The organism is Candidatus Desulforudis audaxviator MP104C (assembly GCF_000018425.1).
Lineage (GTDB): Bacteria > Bacillota > Desulfotomaculia > Desulfotomaculales > Desulforudaceae > Desulforudis > Desulforudis audaxviator.
This window is the reverse complement of record NC_010424.1, coordinates 1898045-1921415: the sequence shown is the minus strand read 5'-3', so window position 1 is coordinate 1921415 and position 23371 is coordinate 1898045. Positions and strand designations below refer to the sequence as shown.

11 protein-coding genes and 3 CRISPR repeat arrays are annotated in these 23371 nt (G+C 53.7%); of the genes, 9 read left to right on the top strand and 2 right to left on the bottom strand.

Annotated features, from left to right (window positions below):
- The first annotated feature begins 115 nt into the window (after positions 1-115).
- The 7 genes from DAUD_RS09180 to cas2 all read left to right on the top strand — a co-directional run bounded on the left by DAUD_RS09180 (position 116) and on the right by cas2 (position 7379).
- On the top strand, positions 116-1660 hold the full coding sequence (locus tag DAUD_RS09180; RefSeq protein WP_012302888.1) for a hypothetical protein: 1545 nt from the start codon (positions 116-118) through the stop codon (positions 1658-1660).
- Positions 1638-2612: a type I-B CRISPR-associated protein Cas7/Cst2/DevR gene (gene cas7i, locus DAUD_RS09175; RefSeq protein WP_012302887.1), complete on the top strand. Its 975-nt coding sequence runs from the start codon at positions 1638-1640 to the stop codon at positions 2610-2612. Before DAUD_RS09180 ends, cas7i begins: the two co-directional genes overlap by 23 nt.
- Complete coding sequence (gene cas5 / locus DAUD_RS09170) at positions 2609-3358, top strand: CRISPR-associated protein Cas5 (RefSeq protein WP_041570922.1); 750 nt, start codon at positions 2609-2611, stop codon at positions 3356-3358. Before cas7i ends, cas5 begins: the two co-directional genes overlap by 4 nt.
- The gene (locus DAUD_RS09165) at positions 3313-5502 is read left to right on the top strand and encodes a CRISPR-associated helicase/endonuclease Cas3 (protein WP_012302885.1); all 2190 of its coding nucleotides are present in this window, start codon (positions 3313-3315) and stop codon (positions 5500-5502) included. The genes cas5 and DAUD_RS09165 overlap by 46 nt, the downstream gene beginning before the upstream one ends.
- 159 nt (positions 5503-5661) lie before the next feature.
- On the top strand, positions 5662-6093 hold the full coding sequence (gene cas4, locus DAUD_RS09160) for a CRISPR-associated protein Cas4 (RefSeq protein WP_242647841.1): 432 nt from the start codon (positions 5662-5664) through the stop codon (positions 6091-6093).
- A 24-nt stretch (positions 6094-6117) separates the two neighbouring features.
- Positions 6118-7113, top strand: coding sequence for a type I-B CRISPR-associated endonuclease Cas1b (gene cas1b / locus DAUD_RS09155; protein WP_012302883.1), 996 nt, complete (start codon positions 6118-6120; stop codon positions 7111-7113).
- Positions 7114-7115: 2 nt separating this feature from the next.
- The gene (gene cas2 / locus DAUD_RS09150; protein WP_012302882.1) at positions 7116-7379 is read left to right on the top strand and encodes a CRISPR-associated endonuclease Cas2; all 264 of its coding nucleotides are present in this window, start codon (positions 7116-7118) and stop codon (positions 7377-7379) included.
- A gap of 356 nt (positions 7380-7735) precedes the next feature.
- Here the strand turns inward: cas2 and DAUD_RS09145 are convergent, their stop codons facing one another.
- Together DAUD_RS09145 and DAUD_RS09140 are read right to left on the bottom strand one after the other, a co-directional pair.
- Positions 7736-9130, bottom strand: coding sequence for an ISNCY-like element ISCde2 family transposase (locus DAUD_RS09145; RefSeq protein WP_012301814.1), 1395 nt, complete (start codon positions 9128-9130; stop codon positions 7736-7738).
- 213 nt (positions 9131-9343) lie between these two features.
- Positions 9344-15262: a CRISPR direct-repeat array (repeat unit 30 nt; unit sequence GTTTCCAGCCTACCTACGAGGGATTGAAAC).
- A gap of 185 nt (positions 15263-15447) precedes the next feature.
- On the bottom strand, positions 15448-16842 hold the full coding sequence (locus DAUD_RS09140) for an ISNCY-like element ISCde2 family transposase (protein WP_012301814.1): 1395 nt from the start codon (positions 16840-16842) through the stop codon (positions 15448-15450).
- Positions 16843-17073: 231 nt separating this feature from the next.
- Positions 17074-18825: a CRISPR direct-repeat array (repeat unit 30 nt; unit sequence GTTTCCAGCCTACCTACGAGGGATTGAAAC).
- A 227-nt stretch (positions 18826-19052) separates the two neighbouring features.
- On the opposite strand from DAUD_RS09140, the gene DAUD_RS09135 reads away from it, so the two are divergent.
- Together DAUD_RS09135 and DAUD_RS12555 are read left to right on the top strand one after the other, a co-directional pair.
- Positions 19053-20447, top strand: a complete 1395-nt coding sequence (locus DAUD_RS09135) for an ISNCY-like element ISCde2 family transposase (protein WP_012301814.1) — start codon at positions 19053-19055, stop codon at positions 20445-20447.
- Positions 20448-20617: 170 nt separating this feature from the next.
- A CRISPR array of direct repeats spans positions 20618-23115; the repeat unit is 30 nt; unit sequence GTTTCCAGCCTACCTACGAGGGATTGAAAC.
- Between the two features lie 89 nt (positions 23116-23204).
- Positions 23205-23366 (top strand): hypothetical protein, encoded by a 162-nt coding sequence (locus DAUD_RS12555; protein WP_166485172.1) that lies wholly within the window; start codon positions 23205-23207, stop codon positions 23364-23366.
- Positions 23367-23371 lie beyond the last annotated feature (5 nt).

Below are 23371 nucleotides of genomic sequence, written 5' to 3'. Positions count from 1 at the left end.
ACGTTTTATAGTAAACAGTTACTATTCAAAACGTTAGCTTCATGCTTCGACAGGAGCACCGTTATACTCTAAAAAGTTAGGAGAAAGCGCAATGCTAGAGGAAGGAGGTGACTAGATGGCTCAAAAGAGGGCTCCCTCAGGGCAGTTCAAAAACCCCCAAAAGCAAGTCAATATTATTCAAGTGCAGCTGGACCTCCGGCATTCTACTGGCAACTTTTGGATAGACAACGGTTTGGTGTATCTGGTCAACGAGTTAGGGCAGGGAACCTACCCGGTTGACAACATCCTGGCTTTGGTGCAGGAACGTCTTCTGCAAAAAACGGGCAACGTGGGCCAGTATTTTGATGAAGTTACCGGAGAATTAAAGAATTACGACAAAGTAACCTGGGTTTACCCAACTGGTTTTTTTATCAAGGTTGTGGATGCTCCGCCAAAAAAGAAGGTCAATGGCAAAGAGTATCCCCTTTCTCCTCCTCATCCCAGGCTGGAGTTCCTGTTCAGCAAAACAAAAAAACAATGTAACATCTGCGGGGCCCAGGCTTCGGCTACCGACGCCAAGATGTGGATGTTCCCCTTTATTGTCGCTCCTGACAAATTCGGCAGCTTTTATTCCCGGGGTAAGAGGGGGATCAATCTCTGTCCCCGGTGTGCCGTGGCGGGAACAGCAGGCTATCTGACCTGGCTTTGGGTAGCCCAGGGAAGGACGGCTCTGCACTTCTTCCTTTTTCACAGCGATTTGGCCGAAATATCCCGGCTGCAAAAGGAGGTGATCCAGCCTTTAGCCCTTTCAGGAAGCAGGGGCGGCAACATAGTTCTACCCTTTTACGGCCCCTATCTGCACGAGACAACCATGGCCCTGCTGTTGAAACTCTTTGCCCATGTCCAGAGTTCGGATCAGATACCAGAAGAAGGGAGAATGCTTCTAGCCTCCCTCTTGGGGGCGGACGAAACGCTGCCTCCTGCGCCGCTTACGCTGTACGCTATCACCGGTAATCCGGGACAAGCCTTCAACATGCAGCTTTTCCGCGAGTTTTCCCGCCTACACGCCCTATACCGCCTTTACCAGGACTGGCTGGAGGTGGTGCCGGCGGAGAACCCTCAACAAACCTTAATCAACGTTTTTCGCCAGTTTCAGGTCAGGGAGGGCAACCAGTACAACACTTTATGGCGGGAAAAGATTTCCTGGGCTGTGCTGGAATTCGACGATCCCCTGCCTTCCGTAGAGGCTTTCCTCTTCGAGGCGCGGGCTAAGGAGAAAAATCTGCCACCGCTATTCCAGGGCACGGAAGCCGTGTTAAGCTATTATGCCAAGGAGGTATTGCATGTGGACGAAAACCTGCTGAAAGTTTTAAAGGGCTTTGGCTATACTTTGGGGACCGAGGCCCAAAAGTCTAACGAGATGGGGCTCCTCTATGCCCTGCGCAATGCCAAGAACCTGGAGGAATTCTTACGGGTCTTGAATGATATCCAGTTTCGCCTGGAGATTACAGTCCCCGAAAGGCTTGTAGAAATCGGCCAAGGGGAGCGCATAGCGGGCAGCCCCTGGTTGCGGGTAAAAACCCTGCTTTCTATCTACGCCATGAACAGCTATCTGAGGGCCGCCAGGGGTTCCAGAACTGAAGAAGGAGGAAATGTCTATGAACAACCTGCAACAGAGTAAAGCCATTGCTTTGGGGTATCTCATGAAAGTATCGGCAGGAAACATCAACGCTTCCCATACAGAAGGCAATGTCATGGTGGCGAAAAAAGTCACCTTGCCCGATGGTAGTTCTGTTCCCTATTTTTCCGGGCAAGCCAAGCGACGCATGTTACGAGACCGCCTGGAAGATCTGGGCTTCACCTTGTCCGAGGCCTCGGCTCTGGTTAGCGGCCAGGAGGTCACGCCGCCTGTACGGCCGTGGGAATTTGTGGACGAAGACCTTTTCGGTTATCTTGACCCTTCAGGCAACCGCCGCCGGACTTCCCCGGTTCGGGTATCGGCAGCCGTGGGATTATTCTCCTTCCAGGGCGACCGGGATCTGGGTACCCGTTCCTTCGAACGTTTTGGCCAGGATATGGCAGCAGGGGGCAACATGTTCGAGACCGAGCTTTACGCTAATATGTTTAAGGGCAATATGCTGGTGGAATTAGACCGGGCAGGTATTTTCAGCGACCAGGAGGTAGGTAAGAATAACAAGGAAATACCAGAGGCGCTGGAAAAAATAGAAAGAAATGGTCGCCTGTTTTACGTCCTACCAGGGGAAGAGCGCCAGCGTCGCCTTCAGGCCCTGCTCGACGCCTTGGGCCTCCTCTGGGGAGGGGGGCGCACGGCCCGGATGCTGAGCGATCTTTCGCCCCGGTTTTTCGTTTATGCCCGCCTAAGAGTGAAGCATCCGGTATTCCTGGAAGCTCTACAAGCCCGCTATTTAGAGGGCAGGTATGGGCTTGTTCCAGATCCTTTACGGACAGCCCTGGACAAATTCAAGGATTTCCGGCAGGCAGTTATTTTCGGTTTAGAGGCTGGATTTTTGGGCAATGAGGAAGAGATCCGGGCGGAGCTTCAGAACTACGGCCCTGTTCTCAGTGTCCACGAGGCCATAGCCCAAGCCAAGGAGGATATTAAAAAGCTATGAATGTCCTTTGGGTAAAGGTGACGGCGCCTTTGGCTTCTTTTCGCCGGCCTTTGGACCACAACTACCAGCGCACCTTGCCTTTGCCGCCCCCCACCACCCTTTTTGGATTGGCAGGGGCTGCCCGGGGTCTGGCGGAAGAGGAACTTTGGCAGGAGGCCTCCCCCCTGCGGGATCTCCTGGTTGCGACCCTGGCCCTTCAAAAGCCAGGGCTTGCCCGGGACATGTGGACGGTGATGAAGATCAAGAATAATAAGCTGGCGGAACGCTCTCCGTATTTCCGGGAGATCCTGTTCAATGCCCGCTTTATGATCCTCTATGGGGGGCCTGAGGAACTTCTGGCAGAATTACAGCAGGCCTTCCTGGACCCCACTTACCCCTTGTCTTTAGGACGGGAAGATGAGCTGATTGTGGTCGAAGAGCTGGGCAGGGGGGAGACCTGCCCTGGAGCCCCCCTTTTTTCAGGAACCGTTATTCCTGGCGACCTCCAGGGGCTCCGGTTTAAATGGGTTCCCCGGCCGGGAATTGCCTTTGAACCGCCAGCGGTTGAAACCATGCCCTTGGCCTTTGAAGTTGATAAAAGGGGGATTCGCTACCCCCTGAACCCCAGGCCCTTTACTTTCCTCCCCTATGATTTGGAGGTGGAACTGGAGGGATACCAGGACGCCCTGACCATAGAACCTCTGGAAGGGAGGAGCTTTACGTGGATGAATTGGTCCTCCTGGGAAAGCCGGACGTCCCTCTTTTAGCCCACTTAAAAGAGGTGACCGAACAGGGGAAAATACTGGCCCGGCACTTGGGTCTTCCGCCAGCGCTGGAGAAGCGGGCTCTGCTGGCCTGCGCTTTCCATGATGTGGGCAAGGCCACCAGAAGCTTTCAGGATTATATGCGCGGGAAAAGGGGCAAGGGCTATCCCCACGCCCTTGCCTCCCTTCCCTTTGCTTTAGCCGCCGAGCTTTATACTTTGCAGGCCTCTCCTCTGGCAGCAGCTGCCGTGCTGAGCCATCATTCACCCCTTGGCCCCGAAGTTTATAGAGGCTATAGGGCACCTGACTACGTTGATGAAAAAAACCTCGCGGCCTTTTTGGAAGATGTAGTGGCCTTTTTGCAGGGACTGGGCTGGGAAGGCAACTTACCTGCTGTTGAAAAGTTGCTGAAGCTCGCTACCAGCGACGGAACTCCCGCAACCCTACTTGATAACAGCAGGTTTCGCTTTGGGGAGGAGTTGATAAGTCTTAGGGGTTTATTCAAAGAATTGCCTCCCATAGATTTTGCTGATATAAAGGCAGTTCTTCAGCTTGCCGACTGGGTTGCTTCTTCTGGCAAAGCTCAGGCGGGGGATCTTTTTTTGCACCAGGGGAGAAAACTTGTTCTTACCAGCATCAAGGAAAAGAGCATACAGTTAAGGCCTTTCCAAAAGAAGGCGGGCGAGATGAAAAGGGAAAGGCTCTGGCTGCGGGCCCCCACGGGAACAGGCAAAACCGAAGCCCTGCTCCTTTGGGCTGGGGATACGGAGCGGCTTCTTTATCTTTTGCCTACCCAGGCCACGGCTAATGCCATGTGGAAGCGGCTTAAAAAGATTTACGGCGAAGAAAATGTGGGTTTGGCACACGGTAGGGCCGGGTACATCTTAAGGAAAGAACTAGAGGAAGATCCTTTGGATGTGCGACTTTGGGCCTCTGTCTTCGCCAGGCCGGTGGTAGTGGGCACCCTGGACCAGTATCTCATGGCCCATCTTCAGGGAAGGCACTGGGAGATACGCCGGTCCCTCGCCAGAAGAGCAACCGTAGTTTTGGACGAGATCCACAGCTATGATCCCTACACCCTGGGGCTCCTTCAGGAAGCTCTGGCCCAGGAACCGCCGGCCCGTCTGGCCCTGGCCAGCGCCACCTTACCTGAATTTTTGCCGGAACTGTTGGGCCAAGGCCCCCTTTTGGAGGCCGAAGAGCCTCTTTGGCAGCGGAAGCGCCACGAGCTTCGCCTTTTTGTCGAACCCGTAGCTAGCGCGCTGGAAGAAGCCCTGTCTTTTGTCAGACAAGGGAAAACCGTCCTCGTCATAGCCAATACCGTCAAACAGGCCCAGGAGATTTATCAGGCCCTCCAGGAAGACGGTGATTACCAGGTACACCTCCTTCATTCTCGCTTTGCTTTCCGGGATCGCTGGAAAAAGGAGGAGCAGCTGGGAAAGACAATACCAGGGACAATCCTCGTGGCCACCCAGATTGTGGAGGTTAGCTTGGACATCTCCTATGATGTCCTTTTCACCGAGGTGGCTCCCATAGATGCCCTGGTGCAGCGTTTGGGGAGGGTTAACCGCAGGGGAATTACTCCGGAAGGAACGACTGCGCCCCCGGCTCCTGCCTTCATCTTTCTCGAATGGGACAAGGGTTCGGAAAAAATATATGGCCAGGAAATTTTGACCTGGAGCAGGGATATTTTAAACGATATGCCTCAACACCCCACTGACGGAGAATGGGTGCAGGCTACCAACCGTCTTTACGAAGTGCAGGCATCAAGCCCCTCTTATCAGGAAGACCTGCGGGAAGGGCAGCAGACGCTGCGCGAGGTGCAAAGGATATCAGGCTGCTACACCATAGATCTCTCCGATGAGGAAATGCAAAAAAAGTTTACCACCCGGAAGGGCCAGCTTTCGGTAGAGGTTCTCCCGCAAGCCCTTAAGGATGAGGCGTTTGCTCTGAGGGAGAGGGGCGAACACTGGCGTCTAGTGGAGCTTTTGGTCCCTGTGCCCGTATACTGGCTACCAGCTTTTTCCCACTGGTTTTCCCCGTTAAGTGACCTGGGAGTTTTTCTCACAGACCTGCCCTATAGCGAGGAAATGGGTTTGATGCCGCCTGGTGAAGGGGAGGCCCCCCCTGGCATGGAGATATACTAGGTCATTTATTGCCAGGGAAATAATCTTTAGTATTTGGTGGCGGTGGTGTGCTATATGGGAATAGATGCCAAATTCCAGGAAGCAGCGCCTTTCCATTTGCAACCGGTTGTAGGTAGCATGGTTAACGCCTATATTATTTGCCCCAGGAAGGCCTGGCTTATGTCCCGGCAGATCTGCCCCGATGAGGACAATACCTATCTCCACCTGGGCCGGCTTATTCAGAACCAGAGCTATGGCCGCGAGCGCAAGGAGGTGCGCCTGGAACACTTGTGCCTGGACCTTATCCGCCGGGAGGAAGAAACCCTGGTGGTGGCGGAGGTGAAAAAATCCTCCCGGGCCCGGGAAGCCGCCAGGATGCAGTTAGCTTTTTATCTTTATGAACTGGAGCAGATGGGAGTTGAAGCCGAGGGCGAACTCCTTTTCCCCGAGGAGCGGCGGCGGGAACGGATGGTGCTTGATCCGGAGTTGGCCCGCCAGGTGGAGAATCTGAAGGCCAGGGTGCGGGCGTTGATTTTGGCGCCCAGCGCCCCGCTTCCGACCCGCATCCGTTTTTGTGCCCGGTGCGCCTATGCCGAGTTCTGTTGGGCGTGAGTAGTTCCCCGGAGGGATTTGGGCGTGCAAAAAACACTTTATCTCTTCGCGAGCGGGCGGCTGCGGCGTAAGGACAATACCGTTTGCTTGGAAAGCGAAAACGCCACTAAATACTTCCCGGTGGCCAGCCTGCGGGACATTTTCGTGTTTGGCGAACTCGACCTGAACAAGAAACTGTTCGAGTTTATGGAAGAACAGGAGATCGTCCTGCACTTTTTCGGCTACTACGGCAACTACGTGGGCAGTTTTTACCCGCGGGAGCACTACAACTCGGGGTACGTCATCCTGCGACAGGCTGAACACTACCTCGATGGGGCACGCCGCCTGGAACTGGCGCGCCGGTTTGTGGAAGGGGCACTCGCCAACATCCTCCAGATCCTGCGTTACTACCAGAACCGGGGGAAGGAGTTGGCGGGCTCCATCGAGTCCATTTCGCGACTGCTCGAAGGAAGCCTGCCGGCCTGCGGCCGTGTGGAAGAACTGATGGCCGTGGAGGGCAACGCCCGGGAATACTATTACGAAAGCTTCAACGTTATCCTGGACAAATCGCCTTTTACCATGCCCGGCCGCAGCAAGCGTCCGCCGACGGATCCGTTAAACGCGCTGATCAGCTTCGGCAACTCCCTGATCTACGCCAAGATCCTGACCGAAATCTACAAAACACACCTGGACCCGCGCATCGGCTACCTGCATTCCACTAATTTTCGCCGCTTCACTTTGAACCTCGACCTGGCGGAGATATTCAAACCGGTGCTGGCCGACCGCGTGTTGTTCCACCTGTTGGGCAAAAAGATGCTTGACCTGAAGGATTTCGAGCAGCAGGGCGGGGCCTATCTCCTTAGAGAGCGGGGCCGGCGCCTGTATGTCGAAACCCTGGAAGAAAAACTGCAAAGCACCTTTCATCACCGGCGGCTGCGCCGCAACGTGAGCTACCAGACCCTGCTCCGTTTGGAACTCTACAAGATTCAAAAACACCTGATGGGCGAGCAGCCCTACAAACCGTTCGTCAGTCGGTGGTAATTATGTACGTCATCCTGGTTTACGACGTAAACGTGGCTCGGGTGGGCAAGGTGCTGAAAAGGGCGCGCCGCTATCTCACCTGGGTGCAAAACTCGGTACTCGAGGGCGAACTGACCGAAGCCTCTTATCGCGCCCTGAAAAGCGACCTGGCCCGGGTTATCGACACCCGCGAAGACTCGGTGCTGTTTTACGTATTGGGAGCCCGCAAGTACACTCGCCGCGAACTAATGGGCGTCCAAAAAGGTGGTGAAGAGTGGATTTACTGAGCGCGCAGGGTGGCGGCCTGCCGGTACTATGCCCCGGCAATGTCGAGAATTGCAGGCACGCCTTTTGCGATGCGGGGAGGCTGTGCGAAGCAACATTGCCAGGAAAGATTTTTCGGTTGAAGCGACAGGAAATTTGTCGTCGATGTCCAATAGTGGAAAAAACCCTGGGGATCGACGACACTCAGCTGGATACCAGAAACCCTTGAACGAAAAGATTTTGTGACCCTTACTCCGGGCGAGGAACTCTGCAAATCTTTCCAGTCTACCTAGATTCTGCTGAAAAAAGCACTTTGCCGACTACTTCTCGGCAGTTGATCCTTGACAATTTGATCATGGTTTAACGTTCCTGCCTGGGCTTAGATCAACTTAGCGATTCGGTTCAGGTTGTATCCCCAGACGGCCCCGCCCACCCAGCGGCGACATCCGGCCAGTCCGCGGTATAGCGTTCGCTTGAGTCCATATCGCCTTTTCAGCACGCTGATCGTTCCTTCCTGACCGGCTCGCCAGCGTTGCAGCCGCCGAAACCAGGACTGGCGCTCGTGTCCGGTACGACTGTGACTGCGTTTACCTTTATAAGGCAGGCTGATTTTACGTATACCCAGAGCTTGTAAGGCGCTTTCGTTACCGGCATTCCAGAAACCACGATCGGTAGCGGTACCTTCTGGCACCCGGCCGGTGCGGTGGATGTGCTCCGCAATTCCTGGAATGAGCAATTGATGGTCCGGGGGGTTACCCATCATCACGTCATACTCGGTCACCAAGCGTTCCGTGCTTTCGGTCAGGCGCACTTTGTAGCCGAACTCGGTTTCTTTATGTGCTTTGCCGCGCCGAATGGGCCGGGCCTCCGGGTCGGAAAGGCTTACCACCCGCTCCGGCAGGTTTAGTTGGCCGGCGTTGACCTGACGCGCCTGGCTGACGATCTGTTCGCCCAGGTCCAAGATTTTCTCCAACCGAGCGGCCAGGCGTCGCTTTTCGTCCCGGGCGGTTCCCGCAAGGTGCCGAGCCTGCTGGTGCAGATGCTGTACTACATTCCGGGCATCCTGCAGGGTCTTTTCAGCGATGTCGGCCATTTCGCCGGTGATCCGCCGCACTTCCTGGATGGATTCTCCGGTGCGCCGTTTCAGTACTTTGGCGATCGCCAGCACCCGTTTCTTGATACTGCGCGTGCGATCCCGAATGGCCACACTGGTATTATCGGCGACGGCCTGGATCTTTTTCGCCAGACGCGTCACCACCCGTACCGAGTCCGCGATCAAGCCGGAATCGGTGGGATGGTGGATGTTGGCTTCGATTGCGGTGGTGTCCACTCGCACTTTGTTGCGGCTTTTTAAGAGCTTTTCTTCCTGCGCCTTACGGACCAGATGAGCGTTCAGTGCCGCCATGTGATCGCTCCCGTCTGCATCCAACCGCTGCCGGATTTTAGTCAGGCTGGAGGGATGGGGCACCGGCTTATTCCAGGGAATGCGACAAAACCGGCGCCAGCTGATCCGATCCTTAACCAGAGCACAGACCTGCCGGTCGCTGAGTCTGTACTGGTGCTTGAGTGCTGTCATACGCAAATAGGTTTCCGCCGGTACGGACGGTCGCCCCAAACACCGATGGTACTTGTCCTGAAATGGTTCGAAGAAGCGCTCATCGTCCAACCAGGCGTCGAGTTTGGCCAGATCTTCCGGGAGTTCAAGCACCTCCGGCGGCAATATGTAGTCCAAGAATGATACTTGTCGACTTTCTTCCTGTCGGAGGCATAGCATTACTGCTCACCTCCGCAGGAACCGAAGTTTTTATGTTGAACCATGATCAGCATAGGGATTCCCTCCTGGTGTTTGTTTTGGTTTGGTCACCTTAAACAATTCGCCACGGAGACCGGAATCCCTTGATTTATCTAGGTTTTCAAGGATCTTTATGGCTGAGTTTTTCAGCAGAATCTACCTAGGAAGGATTGAAAGAAATTGCGGTCAAAATGGGTTTCCAGCCTACCTACGAGGGATTGAAACTCTTAACCGGCCAGGTCCTGATCCGGGTCGGCATGGTTTCCAGCCTACCTACGAGGGATTGAAACGCTTCCTCGCCGCATGCTTCGCACGGTCCATAGTAGTTTCCAGCCTACCTACGAGGGATTGAAACGCTACTTTGATTATACTACACTTGTCGTTTAGTGAGGTTTCCAGCCTACCTACGAGGGATTGAAACCCCGCAATCAAAACTTCACCGTCCAGCGGATCATTAGTTTCCAGCCTACCTACGAGGGATTGAAACGCCGATTCTGGATGCCGCTCTGGGTGACGAGTGGAGTTTCCAGCCTACCTACGAGGGATTGAAACGGCGCGGGTGAGTTTCTACATGTAGAAACTACAGCGGTTTCCAGCCTACCTACGAGGGATTGAAACATTTTTTTCGGCTTGATACAAGGATATTACAAGCGTGTTTCCAGCCTACCTACGAGGGATTGAAACAACTAACACTCTAGTTCATGTTCGTTGGTTCGTTGGGTTTCCAGCCTACCTACGAGGGATTGAAACTCGGGGAGGACTAGCTCGACAGTGTTTTTCTTGTCGGTTTCCAGCCTACCTACGAGGGATTGAAACGAAAAAGATCAGCAGCGCTAAGGCTTTCTTTAGCCGTTTCCAGCCTACCTACGAGGGATTGAAACACTAAACCAGCACTAAAAGCAAGGGGGTGACAAGAGTTTCCAGCCTACCTACGAGGGATTGAAACGGCTCTACACGAACTAGGATCACAAGTGGATACAAAAAGTTTCCAGCCTACCTACGAGGGATTGAAACAGTCTTCACACCTCTAATGCTGCCCCAGCGATCTCGTTTCCAGCCTACCTACGAGGGATTGAAACATTCTTTGTATTTCCATTCTTCGGGATAGGATAGTCGTTTCCAGCCTACCTACGAGGGATTGAAACTGCCGAATCTCGGCGAATTTTATTCTGTTGTATTGACGTTTCCAGCCTACCTACGAGGGATTGAAACCCCTCCGTAGGTTTTACTCCCGGAGGGGTTGGGGTGGTTTCCAGCCTACCTACGAGGGATTGAAACATCCGGGGCTTTGGGCAGAGTGGTTAACTCTGCCCGAAAAGTTTCCAGCCTACCTACGAGGGATTGAAACTGCCGAATCTCGGCGAATTTTATTCTGTTGTATTGACGTTTCCAGCCTACCTACGAGGGATTGAAACCCCTCCGTAGGTTTTACTCCCGGAGGGGTTGGGGTGGTTTCCAGCCTACCTACGAGGGATTGAAACTTAGGCAAACCGTTCCCCTAACCGTTCCCCTAACCGTGTTTCCAGCCTACCTACGAGGGATTGAAACCTTCTGTCTGCCTGCTTGCTTGTCGCTCCTTTCACCGTTTCCAGCCTACCTACGAGGGATTGAAACAGAGCTAAAGGCTGCTATGAAATATGGCCTATCACGTTTCCAGCCTACCTACGAGGGATTGAAACAGGGCAATCAGCCGGTACAACTCATCATCGGGCAGCTGTTTCCAGCCTACCTACGAGGGATTGAAACCAACGTACAGCTCTGTACCCAACGGGATCACCCGGGTTTCCAGCCTACCTACGAGGGATTGAAACGAATTATTCCGGCCGAAATACTCTCCTGCACCTTCGTTTCCAGCCTACCTACGAGGGATTGAAACGCAGCCGGCGGCAGCACTCCAGGTCCTCGCGGAGCGTTTCCAGCCTACCTACGAGGGATTGAAACAGGTCTTGGCCCGCTTCAAGCCATTCATGATGGCCTCGTTTCCAGCCTACCTACGAGGGATTGAAACCGTTGCTGAGTTAGAAGCCACCTGCGCGGCGCTACGGTTTCCAGCCTACCTACGAGGGATTGAAACTTCGGGACATTAAGTTGCTCAACTCACTTTGCAAAAGTTTCCAGCCTACCTACGAGGGATTGAAACCTGGAGACAAGCGGGGGTACTGCTGGGGAAGCGCAGGTTTCCAGCCTACCTACGAGGGATTGAAACTTCGGGACATTAAGTTGCTCAACTCACTTTGCAAAAGTTTCCAGCCTACCTACGAGGGATTGAAACCTGGAGACAAGCGGGGGTACTGCTGGGGAAGCGCAGGTTTCCAGCCTACCTACGAGGGATTGAAACTAAATCCCGGCAGGAAGAAGTAAAGAAGGAAAGAGGGTTTCCAGCCTACCTACGAGGGATTGAAACCATAGTAACATAAGAGCTCCAGTCACACGAAAATACGTTTCCAGCCTACCTACGAGGGATTGAAACCCTTTTTAAGCAATTTGCTCATCACTGCCACCTGTGTTTCCAGCCTACCTACGAGGGATTGAAACTAATCTCGGTCCTTCACGCCGCCGCGCGCGAGCACCGTTTCCAGCCTACCTACGAGGGATTGAAACAGAATAAACGCGCCGAACAGGATCAGCATCCCGGATAGTTTCCAGCCTACCTACGAGGGATTGAAACCTGGAGACAAGCGGGGGTACTGCTGGGGAAGCGCAGGTTTCCAGCCTACCTACGAGGGATTGAAACGGACCCGGTGCGTCCGGCTAGGAAAACATGCTCATTGGTTTCCAGCCTACCTACGAGGGATTGAAACTAAATCCCGGCAGGAAGAAGTAAAGAAAGAAGGAAAGAGGGTTTCCAGCCTACCTACGAGGGATTGAAACACTGCTCGTAGAACCGGCCGACGATCCCGTGGGAAGTTTCCAGCCTACCTACGAGGGATTGAAACTCAAGCACTTCCACCCGCAAAAATGCAGCATTGCAGTTTCCAGCCTACCTACGAGGGATTGAAACGTTTGCAAGGAGGAGTTATTTGCAGAGGATTTCCGGGTTTCCAGCCTACCTACGAGGGATTGAAACAACATCTGGATCAAGGTCTGGCTGAAGGGCCAGGCCGTTTCCAGCCTACCTACGAGGGATTGAAACCCTGATCTGCCGCAGGCGGCCGAGAGGTGAAGGAGGGTTTCCAGCCTACCTACGAGGGATTGAAACAAGAGGCGGCAAAAGTGGCACTGAAGCAGGGCTAGCGTTTCCAGCCTACCTACGAGGGATTGAAACTCAAGAATCCGGGCACCGATCATTGAATCCCCTTTCAGTTTCCAGCCTACCTACGAGGGATTGAAACGTTTTTGTTTTGCCAAGGGTTGTCTGCCCCGTGCGGTTTCCAGCCTACCTACGAGGGATTGAAACATCCCGGCCAGGTTGTGGGCCCAGTTGCCCCGCCATCGTTTCCAGCCTACCTACGAGGGATTGAAACGTCAATCGGTCTCGCTGACCTTACGGCCACTTCTCCGTTTCCAGCCTACCTACGAGGGATTGAAACGCAATTCGTGCATGCGCCCGAACCTGCTCGATCACTGTTTCCAGCCTACCTACGAGGGATTGAAACGCCGCCAAGGGGGATGAAGGTCATCGTTGCCCAAATCGTTTCCAGCCTACCTACGAGGGATTGAAACTTGATACTTCCCCAGCGATCTTTTAACATTTTTTATCGTTTCCAGCCTACCTACGAGGGATTGAAACTGGGTGCGGTGCAGGACGTGATAGACTGAACGGCACGTTTCCAGCCTACCTACGAGGGATTGAAACGCGCCTGCTGAATTACACGTGCAGTCTGCTGGTTGTGTTTCCAGCCTACCTACGAGGGATTGAAACGGCCAGCGACCATCGTGGCCCGGGATCACGGGGACCGTTTCCAGCCTACCTACGAGGGATTGAAACGTAGCTCCAGCACCACCATTACTGCCAGCACTTGCAGTTTCCAGCCTACCTACGAGGGATTGAAACAATCGGTCAGAATGTCGGCCGCCGAAGCCGTGCCGTGTTTCCAGCCTACCTACGAGGGATTGAAACCAAACAGGTCGTCCAGAGGCGTCGGAGCCGGAACCGGGTTTCCAGCCTACCTACGAGGGATTGAAACACACGAACGACGGGTCCACGTTCAGCGCCCGTCCGGGTTTCCAGCCTACCTACGAGGGATTGAAACGCCCAAATCCTCGGCATTTCTTCACCCTCCTTTCCAGTTTCCAGCCTACCTACGAGGGATTGAAACGGTACAAACTAGAAAAGGTTTCCAGACTTATAATTTCGTTTCCAGCCTACCTACGAGGGATTGAAACGCATTTGCTCCACCTTCTCACAAGCCATCCCTGCTCGTGTTTCCAGCCTACCTACGAGGGATTGAAACTGCGGCTTCTGGGAGGAAGCTACGCCGACTTTCGGGGTGTTTCCAGCCTACCTACGAGGGATTGAAACATTCCCCCGGCTAGATAGACAACTCTCGGTATAAGGGTTTCCAGCCTACCTACGAGGGATTGAAACAGCGGTATCTTGAGCTTGACGCACAAATTGCAGAACTGTTTCCAGCCTACCTACGAGGGATTGAAACGGATAGGATGCCGCCCGCGTTCAGTACAATAGAACAGTTTCCAGCCTACCTACGAGGGATTGAAACGTAGGCGCACCTTCGTTCTGGCTGCTTTGCGGCGCAGTTTCCAGCCTACCTACGAGGGATTGAAACGAAACAGAAACCGAAACCAGAAACAGAAACCGAAAAGTTTCCAGCCTACCTACGAGGGATTGAAACCTTGATTCTAAGCCTAGCACGTACCACCCCCCGCTGTCGTTTCCAGCCTACCTACGAGGGATTGAAACACAACAAGCACATCTCTGTGGATAACCCCACAAAAGTTTCCAGCCTACCTACGAGGGATTGAAACCTTGGTATGTGCTTGTGTTTCGCGCCCTGGTGTTTGTTTCCAGCCTACCTACGAGGGATTGAAACCCTTGACCGCCACTTGGTCTCTCTTACCCCAACGATCGTTTCCAGCCTACCTACGAGGGATTGAAACTTGCTGGGCAGCCTACGTAACCCATTCTTCCACCTCCTGTTTCCAGCCTACCTACGAGGGATTGAAACCAGGTCGGTTCACTCTCTCACTCCTTACCCGCCAACGTTTCCAGCCTACCTACGAGGGATTGAAACACGTAGGGTCGGGTGCAGATCACGGGCTATGGCGGTGTTTCCAGCCTACCTACGAGGGATTGAAACCTAGCACGATCTGATGGAAGTGGTGCGTGGGTGTCTGTTTCCAGCCTACCTACGAGGGATTGAAACCATCTAAGCATGATCGATTACCTCGATGTTGATAATGTTTCCAGCCTACCTACGAGGGATTGAAACACACTCTACCCTGGATGTACTGGGCCTTCTTCCGCCGTTTCCAGCCTACCTACGAGGGATTGAAACCCTCAAATTAATGTTTTCAAAGAACAAGGAACCAAGTTTCCAGCCTACCTACGAGGGATTGAAACGTTCGACAGAGTTTTTGCCGGTTTCGCTGGTTTTTGGTTTCCAGCCTACCTACGAGGGATTGAAACGTGCCCACTTTTGGAGCGTTGCTGGGACTTTAGCTTGTTTCCAGCCTACCTACGAGGGATTGAAACTTGTGCTATGCTTTTAGATTTCCCACGATAAGTAATGTTTCCAGCCTACCTACGAGGGATTGAAACAATCTTAGACCCCGCTGAATATCCTGAAAACGAATTCGTTTCCAGCCTACCTACGAGGGATTGAAACATGCTAATGCCTGCGCCTAAAACCCTGCCTATCGTGTTTCCAGCCTACCTACGAGGGATTGAAACTAAATACCGCCGCCGTGCGGTTGGCCGCATAGCCGGTTTCCAGCCTACCTACGAGGGATTGAAACTTTGCAATGGGATACGACTACCGGCGGATATTCGGTCGTTTCCAGCCTACCTACGAGGGATTGAAACGTGCCCAGACTGCTGCCAGCGAGCAGCCAAGCTAGGTTTCCAGCCTACCTACGAGGGATTGAAACGATCCACTAAATGCCATAATGCCGCTGGAGACAACCGTTTCCAGCCTACCTACGAGGGATTGAAACTCAATTCGATAAGCCGCTGGCGGAACAGCTCTTGAGTTTCCAGCCTACCTAGATTCTGCTGAAAAACTCAGCCATAAAGATCCTTGAAAACCTAGATAGATTCTGCTGAAAAAAGCACTTTGCCGACTACTTCTCGGCAGTTGATCCTTGACAATTTGATCATGGTTTAACGTTCCTGCCTGGGCTTAGATCAACTTAGCGATTCGGTTCAGGTTGTATCCCCAGACGGCCCCGCCCACCCAGCGGCGACATCCGGCCAGTCCGCGGTATAGCGTTCGCTTGAGTCCATATCGCCTTTTCAGCACGCTGATCGTTCCTTCCTGACCGGCTCGCCAGCGTTGCAGCCGCCGAAACCAGGACTGGCGCTCGTGTCCGGTACGACTGTGACTGCGTTTACCTTTATAAGGCAGGCTGATTTTACGTATACCCAGAGCTTGTAAGGCGCTTTCGTTACCGGCATTCCAGAAACCACGATCGGTAGCGGTACCTTCTGGCACCCGGCCGGTGCGGTGGATGTGCTCCGCAATTCCTGGAATGAGCAATTGATGGTCCGGGGGGTTACCCATCATCACGTCATACTCGGTCACCAAGCGTTCCGTGCTTTCGGTCAGGCGCACTTTGTAGCCGAACTCGGTTTCTTTATGTGCTTTGCCGCGCCGAATGGGCCGGGCCTCCGGGTCGGAAAGGCTTACCACCCGCTCCGGCAGGTTTAGTTGGCCGGCGTTGACCTGACGCGCCTGGCTGACGATCTGTTCGCCCAGGTCCAAGATTTTCTCCAACCGAGCGGCCAGGCGTCGCTTTTCGTCCCGGGCGGTTCCCGCAAGGTGCCGGGCCTGCTGGTGCAGATGCTGTACTACATTCCGGGCATCCTGCAGGGTCTTTTCAGCGATGTCGGCCATTTCGCCGGTGATCCGCCGCACTTCCTGGATGGATTCTCCGGTGCGCCGTTTCAGTACTTTGGCGATCGCCAGCACCCGTTTCTTGATACTGCGCGTGCGATCCCGAATGGCCACACTGGTATTATCGGCGACGGCCTGGATCTTTTTCGCCAGACGCGTCACCACCCGTACCGAGTCCGCGATCAAGCCGGAATCGGTGGGATGGTGGATGTTGGCTTCGATTGCGGTGGTGTCCACTCGCACTTTGTTGCGGCTTTTTAAGAGCTTTTCTTCCTGCGCCTTACGGACCAGATGAGCGTTCAGTGCCGCCATGTGATCGCTCCCGTCTGCATCCAACCGCTGCCGGATTTTAGTCAGGCTGGAGGGATGGGGCACCGGCTTATTCCAGGGAATGCGACAAAACCGGCGCCAGCTGATCCGATCCTTAACCAGAGCACAGACCTGCCGGTCGCTGAGTCTGTACTGGTGCTTGAGTGCTGTCATACGCAAATAGGTTTCCGCCGGTACGGACGGTCGCCCCAAACACCGATGGTACTTGTCCTGAAATGGTTCGAAGAAGCGCTCATCGTCCAACCAGGCGTCGAGTTTGGCCAGATCTTCCGGGAGTTCAAGCACCTCCGGCGGCAATATGTAGTCCAAGAATGATACTTGTCGACTTTCTTCCTGTCGGAGGCATAGCATTACTGCTCACCTCCGCAGGAACCGAAGTTTTTATGTTGAACCATGATCAGCATAGGGATTCCCTCCTGGTGTTTGTTTTGGTTTGGTCACCTTAAACAATTCGCCACGGAGACCGGAATCCCTTGATTTATCTAGGTTTTCAAGGATCTTTATGGCTGAGTTTTTCAGCAGAATCTACCTACGAGGGATTGAAACCGTTCCTAAAACGACCTATTACCGACGAATAAGAAGGTTTCCAGCCTACCTACGAGGGATTGAAACGGTGTTACTACAGTAATAAGCTCCAACCTCGGCTGTGTTTCCAGCCTACCTACGAGGGATTGAAACTAGGTATAGTACACCGCTTGCTTGCAGCGAATGCAGGTTTCCAGCCTACCTACGAGGGATTGAAACGGTGTTTGCGAGCCTTAGACCCACGGTTTCGGCAAGTTTCCAGCCTACCTACGAGGGATTGAAACGAGTTTACAGGGGAAGGGTACAGATCGGGAGATTTAGTTTCCAGCCTACCTACGAGGGATTGAAACGACGGGAGCGGGTGGTGCCGCCGAGAGTCCAGGTGGGTTTCCAGCCTACCTACGAGGGATTGAAACCCAGCGAGGACGTGGTTGAAACACGGCGCGAATGTGGTTTCCAGCCTACCTACGAGGGATTGAAACGGAGCGGCGGAAGGGGTGAGGTAAATGGAGTAGATAGTTTCCAGCCTACCTACGAGGGATTGAAACATGGTGAGAGCGATTATCGAGGGCCGGAAGACGCAAGTTTCCAGCCTACCTACGAGGGATTGAAACGGTCTAGGTTGCAGGCACGGATAAGTGCATTGTTGAGGTTTCCAGCCTACCTACGAGGGATTGAAACCACAGGCGTACCACGCCGTTTATTTAGCACAATTGTGTTTCCAGCCTACCTACGAGGGATTGAAACTTCCCCGGAATCGCTTCCAACCGCTGTGACAAAGCAGTTTCCAGCCTACCTACGAGGGATTGAAACAGTAGTAGTACACTTGACAACCACCTTTAGTATGTGGGTTTCCAGCCTACCTACGAGGGATTGAAACTTTTGCAGAGGCCTTCGCGCGAAGCGATGGCTCTGAGTTTCCAGCCTACCTACGAGGGATTGAAACGTTCACCTTTTGCCCCTTTGCCCTTTTGGGTGCTGCGTTTCCAGCCTACCTACGAGGGATTGAAACGGCGGAAGAAGGCCCAGTACATCCAGGGTAGAGTGTGTTTCCAGCCTACCTACGAGGGATTGAAACATTCTTTGTAGCTAAGTGATGACATGGTTTGCCCTCGTTTCCAGCCTACCTACGAGGGATTGAAACGCGAATGAAAGGAGGCCCCGATATGCCCAAGGTTTGGTTTCCAGCCTACCTACGAGGGATTGAAACTCCCACATAGGTTGCCGCTCTCTATATTCACAGTCAGGGTTTCCAGCCTACCTACGAGGGATTGAAACCATTGGTGGTGTCCCCCGGCGACCGCCGAAGGAGTTAGTTTCCAGCCTACCTACGAGGGATTGAAACAGTGCTAGACAAGCACTGGCCCGGAGTGCCGAAATTGTTTCCAGCCTACCTACGAGGGATTGAAACGGGAGATTGCGGACATCTCCATCGGACTGTAAAAGCGTTTCCAGCCTACCTACGAGGGATTGAAACATTCGTGTGCGCATTGCAGTGGATACTGATGTAACAGTTTCCAGCCTACCTACGAGGGATTGAAACAGGAGGCATATATCTTTGGTAACATCAAGCACCGATGTTTCCAGCCTACCTACGAGGGATTGAAACAGTGACTTTGTAGAGCGTGTTGCTCACGATCTGTTGAGGTTTCCAGCCTACCTACGAGGGATTGAAACGTTTTTAGACCGGAGGGGAAGTTGGGGGTTAGGAAAGTTTCCAGCCTACCTACGAGGGATTGAAACGTGGGATCCGAGCCGGGCGGCTAGGAGTTCAAAGGCGTTTCCAGCCTACCTACGAGGGATTGAAACTCCCTTACCGATCGGGAGGACGGCTGCTCTTCCCGAGTTTCCAGCCTACCTAGATTCTGCTGAAAAACTCAGCCATAAAGATCCTTGAAAACCTAGATAAATCAAGGGATTCCGGTCTCCGTGGCGAATTGTTTAAGGTGACCAAACCAAAACAAACACCAGGAGGGAATCCCTATGCTGATCATGGTTCAACATAAAAACTTCGGTTCCTGCGGAGGTGAGCAGTAATGCTATGCCTCCGACAGGAAGAAAGTCGACAAGTATCATTCTTGGACTACATATTGCCGCCGGAGGTGCTTGAACTCCCGGAAGATCTGGCCAAACTCGACGCCTGGTTGGACGATGAGCGCTTCTTCGAACCATTTCAGGACAAGTACCATCGGTGTTTGGGGCGACCGTCCGTACCGGCGGAAACCTATTTGCGTATGACAGCACTCAAGCACCAGTACAGACTCAGCGACCGGCAGGTCTGTGCTCTGGTTAAGGATCGGATCAGCTGGCGCCGGTTTTGTCGCATTCCCTGGAATAAGCCGGTGCCCCATCCCTCCAGCCTGACTAAAATCCGGCAGCGGTTGGATGCAGACGGGAGCGATCACATGGCGGCACTGAACGCTCATCTGGTCCGTAAGGCGCAGGAAGAAAAGCTCTTAAAAAGCCGCAACAAAGTGCGAGTGGACACCACCGCAATCGAAGCCAACATCCACCATCCCACCGATTCCGGCTTGATCGCGGACTCGGTACGGGTGGTGACGCGTCTGGCGAAAAAGATCCAGGCCGTCGCCGATAATACCAGTGTGGCCATTCGGGATCGCACGCGCAGTATCAAGAAACGGGTGCTGGCGATCGCCAAAGTACTGAAACGGCGCACCGGAGAATCCATCCAGGAAGTGCGGCGGATCACCGGCGAAATGGCCGACATCGCTGAAAAGACCCTGCAGGATGCCCGGAATGTAGTACAGCATCTGCACCAGCAGGCCCGGCACCTTGCGGGAACCGCCCGGGACGAAAAGCGACGCCTGGCCGCTCGGTTGGAGAAAATCTTGGACCTGGGCGAACAGATCGTCAGCCAGGCGCGTCAGGTCAACGCCGGCCAACTAAACCTGCCGGAGCGGGTGGTAAGCCTTTCCGACCCGGAGGCCCGGCCCATTCGGCGCGGCAAAGCACATAAAGAAACCGAGTTCGGCTACAAAGTGCGCCTGACCGAAAGCACGGAACGCTTGGTGACCGAGTATGACGTGATGATGGGTAACCCCCCGGACCATCAATTGCTCATTCCAGGAATTGCGGAGCACATCCACCGCACCGGCCGGGTGCCAGAAGGTACCGCTACCGATCGTGGTTTCTGGAATGCCGGTAACGAAAGCGCCTTACAAGCTCTGGGTATACGTAAAATCAGCCTGCCTTATAAAGGTAAACGCAGTCACAGTCGTACCGGACACGAGCGCCAGTCCTGGTTTCGGCGGCTGCAACGCTGGCGAGCCGGTCAGGAAGGAACGATCAGCGTGCTGAAAAGGCGATATGGACTCAAGCGAACGCTATACCGCGGACTGGCCGGATGTCGCCGCTGGGTGGGCGGGGCCGTCTGGGGATACAACCTGAACCGAATCGCTAAGTTGATCTAAGCCCAGGCAGGAACGTTAAACCATGATCAAATTGTCAAGGATCAACTGCCGAGAAGTAGTCGGCAAAGTGCTTTTTTCAGCAGAATCTACCTACGAGGGATTGAAACAACTTCCAGGGGGTTATGAGATTCGGGCTATCTCCGTTTCCAGCCTACCTTTTTCGCCTCCTGGTTTCCAGCCTACCTACGAGGGATTGAAACTCCTGTCAGCCCCCCTTGACTTGGTTTTGCTACGAGGTTTCCAGCCTACCTACGAGGGATTGAAACGTGATGGTGAAAATGAAATGCTCCGCGTCCCGGAACAGTTTCCAGCCTACCTACGAGGGATTGAAACTTTGGTGGAAGGCACCGTGCGCGTGACGCACGCGAGTTTCCAGCCTACCTACGAGGGATTGAAACGCAAGTGCCTAACCCGGCTTTATCCATATTGGCCAAGTTTCCAGCCTACCTACGAGGGATTGAAACCTTGTTGAGTAATCCCGAACGTTATCTTGCTAATGGGGTTTCCAGCCTACCTACGAGGGATTGAAACTTAATTCAGGCCCTGTAGTATAGATATTCTCAAATTGAGTTTCCAGCCTACCTACGAGGGATTGAAACTAAAACTGACGATTAAGAGGGAGGATTAACATGTTAGTTTCCAGCCTACCTACGAGGGATTGAAACCAGTCACACTCGCGGGTACTGATACTGATAATGCTAGTTTCCAGCCTACCTACGAGGGATTGAAACTTCCTTTTGTGGCCAGGATGAGGGGCTGGCCACAAAGTTTCCAGCCTACCTACGAGGGATTGAAACTGGGTCTTAAAGTGCGCTGGGCACATATAAGCCCACGGTTTCCAGCCTACCTACGAGGGATTGAAACCTTTCTGACGGTGAAGGGATGTACTCCGGAGGCATAGGTTTCCAGCCTACCTACGAGGGATTGAAACGAAACACCGATGCCGGCAATCCTTGAGCCAGCTGGAGTTTCCAGCCTACCTACGAGGGATTGAAACCCCGGAGGGTTTGAATCCTATTCGTGATGCCCTCCGTTTCCAGCCTACCTACGAGGGATTGAAACTGCTTTCACCCTCAGTAGTCACGATATCCACTGTCACGTTTCCAGCCTACCTACGAGGGATTGAAACAATTGCTTTTGTCGTTCTTGAAGAAGCGGTTGAGCAGTTTCCAGCCTACCTACGAGGGATTGAAACAGTGTCGCAGTATCTAAACGATGGCTGGACACTGGAGGGTTTCCAGCCTACCTACGAGGGATTGAAACGGTCCCGCGCTCCTCCTTTGCCAGCCGGAAACACCGGTTTCCAGCCTACCTACGAGGGATTGAAACCTAACATCCGCCGGTTTCTGATCGGCCCGGCTGCGCGACCGTTTCCAGCCTACCTACGAGGGATTGAAACCCGGGAAGAGGAGGTCAAGCGTAGCAGGATCACGCAGTTTCCAGCCTACCTACGAGGGATTGAAACGGGCCGCTTCCACCGCCACCTGCGCCGAGGACGTGGTGTTTCCAGCCTACCTACGAGGGATTGAAACGATTACGGCGTGCCGGACAAATTCCAACCTGGCCCTGGTTTCCAGCCTACCTACGAGGGATTGAAACTTCTATTGCAGGTTTACGATGATTACCGTAATTTAAACGTTTCCAGCCTACCTACGAGGGATTGAAACTGGAACCAGCGGGCGCCTAAATTCGAGGCTAGGTTCAGGTTTCCAGCCTACCTACGAGGGATTGAAACCCTGCCCAAAGTCCATAGCCAAACCCACTGTGGACTTGTTTCCAGCCTACCTACGAGGGATTGAAACGGGTGAGGGGCTGGCCACAAAAGGAAAAGCCCCTCCGGGTTTCCAGCCTACCTACGAGGGATTGAAACAATTTCGGCGAATCTTAGTTTGTTGAATTCTCCTGTCGTTTCCAGCCTACCTACGAGGGATTGAAACTGGACTTTGGGCAGAGCGGTTAGCTCTGCCGCAGGGGTTTCCAGCCTACCTACGAGGGATTGAAACGGCTCTTGCAGATGATCTGCCCGTTGAGGTTCTTTAGGTTTCCAGCCTACCTACGAGGGATTGAAACCGAGCCTTCAAGTTCAAGTACGTTGACCGGCTACCCGGTTTCCAGCCTACCTACGAGGGATTGAAACGACAAATTCCAGCCTGGCCCTGAACGTATCCACCTGGTTTCCAGCCTACCTACGAGGGATTGAAACCAGTACGGGAGGAGCTGGCTCTTTGACTTTGCGAAGGTTTCCAGCCTACCTACGAGGGATTGAAACGTGGCCACCCGGTTAGCCCGCCCATCGGTGCCAAGGGAGTTTCCAGCCTACCTACGAGGGATTGAAACGCGGAACTCCAAGGATTTCACGAATGACAACAGTGAAGTTTCCAGCCTACCTACGAGGGATTGAAACTGGCTTTGGGGAACTCCTGCCCGGTGCGGCGGCTCAGTTTCCAGCCTACCTACGAGGGATTGAAACGAGCGACGGTAACAGCGATGCAGAGCGGTTTAAGAAGTTTCCAGCCTACCTACGAGGGATTGAAACCTATGAAAGCAAACACGCTGGCGGCTGGCATAAACCGTTTCCAGCCTACCTACGAGGGATTGAAACCGAAACAGAAGTGGTTCTGGCCCGCGGCGCTGGCCGGTTTCCAGCCTACCTACGAGGGATTGAAACGAGTGCGCCGGACTCTGCGCAACCCCTTCGGGGGTATCACCCTCTTGTTGCGTTGTTTTTAGTCCGGGCGAATAACCGCAGAGTGCCAGGTGGCCGTGTGGTTTTCCCAGGCGGTCGTCGTGCTGTGGGGAAGGCCGATGGTGCATCTCACCTACCCGCCGTTGCTGGGCTGGGGGGTGAGCGGGGTGGTCCTGACGTTCTGGGTGCTCCGTAATATGACCCTTTCCGTGTTTGAAGTTCTGCATCTGTAGGATTG

What these genes read in the sequence shown, in the direction of transcription:
- cas7i (WP_012302887.1), top strand. Translation starts at nt 1,638, where the DNA reads ATGAACAACCTGCAACAGAGTAAAGCCATTGCTTTGGGGTATCTCATG.
- DAUD_RS09140 (WP_012301814.1), bottom strand. Translation starts at nt 16,842, where the DNA reads ATGCTATGCCTCCGACAGGAAGAAAGTCGACAAGTATCATTCTTGGAC.
- DAUD_RS09180 (WP_012302888.1), top strand. Translation starts at nt 116, where the DNA reads ATGGCTCAAAAGAGGGCTCCCTCAGGGCAGTTCAAAAACCCCCAAAAG.
- cas2 (WP_012302882.1), top strand. Translation starts at nt 7,116, where the DNA reads ATGTACGTCATCCTGGTTTACGACGTAAACGTGGCTCGGGTGGGCAAG.
- cas5 (WP_041570922.1), top strand. Translation starts at nt 2,609, where the DNA reads ATGAATGTCCTTTGGGTAAAGGTGACGGCGCCTTTGGCTTCTTTTCGC.
- DAUD_RS09135 (WP_012301814.1), top strand. Translation starts at nt 19,053, where the DNA reads ATGCTATGCCTCCGACAGGAAGAAAGTCGACAAGTATCATTCTTGGAC.
- DAUD_RS09145 (WP_012301814.1), bottom strand. Translation starts at nt 9,130, where the DNA reads ATGCTATGCCTCCGACAGGAAGAAAGTCGACAAGTATCATTCTTGGAC.
- cas4 (WP_242647841.1), top strand. Translation starts at nt 5,662, where the DNA reads ATGTCCCGGCAGATCTGCCCCGATGAGGACAATACCTATCTCCACCTG.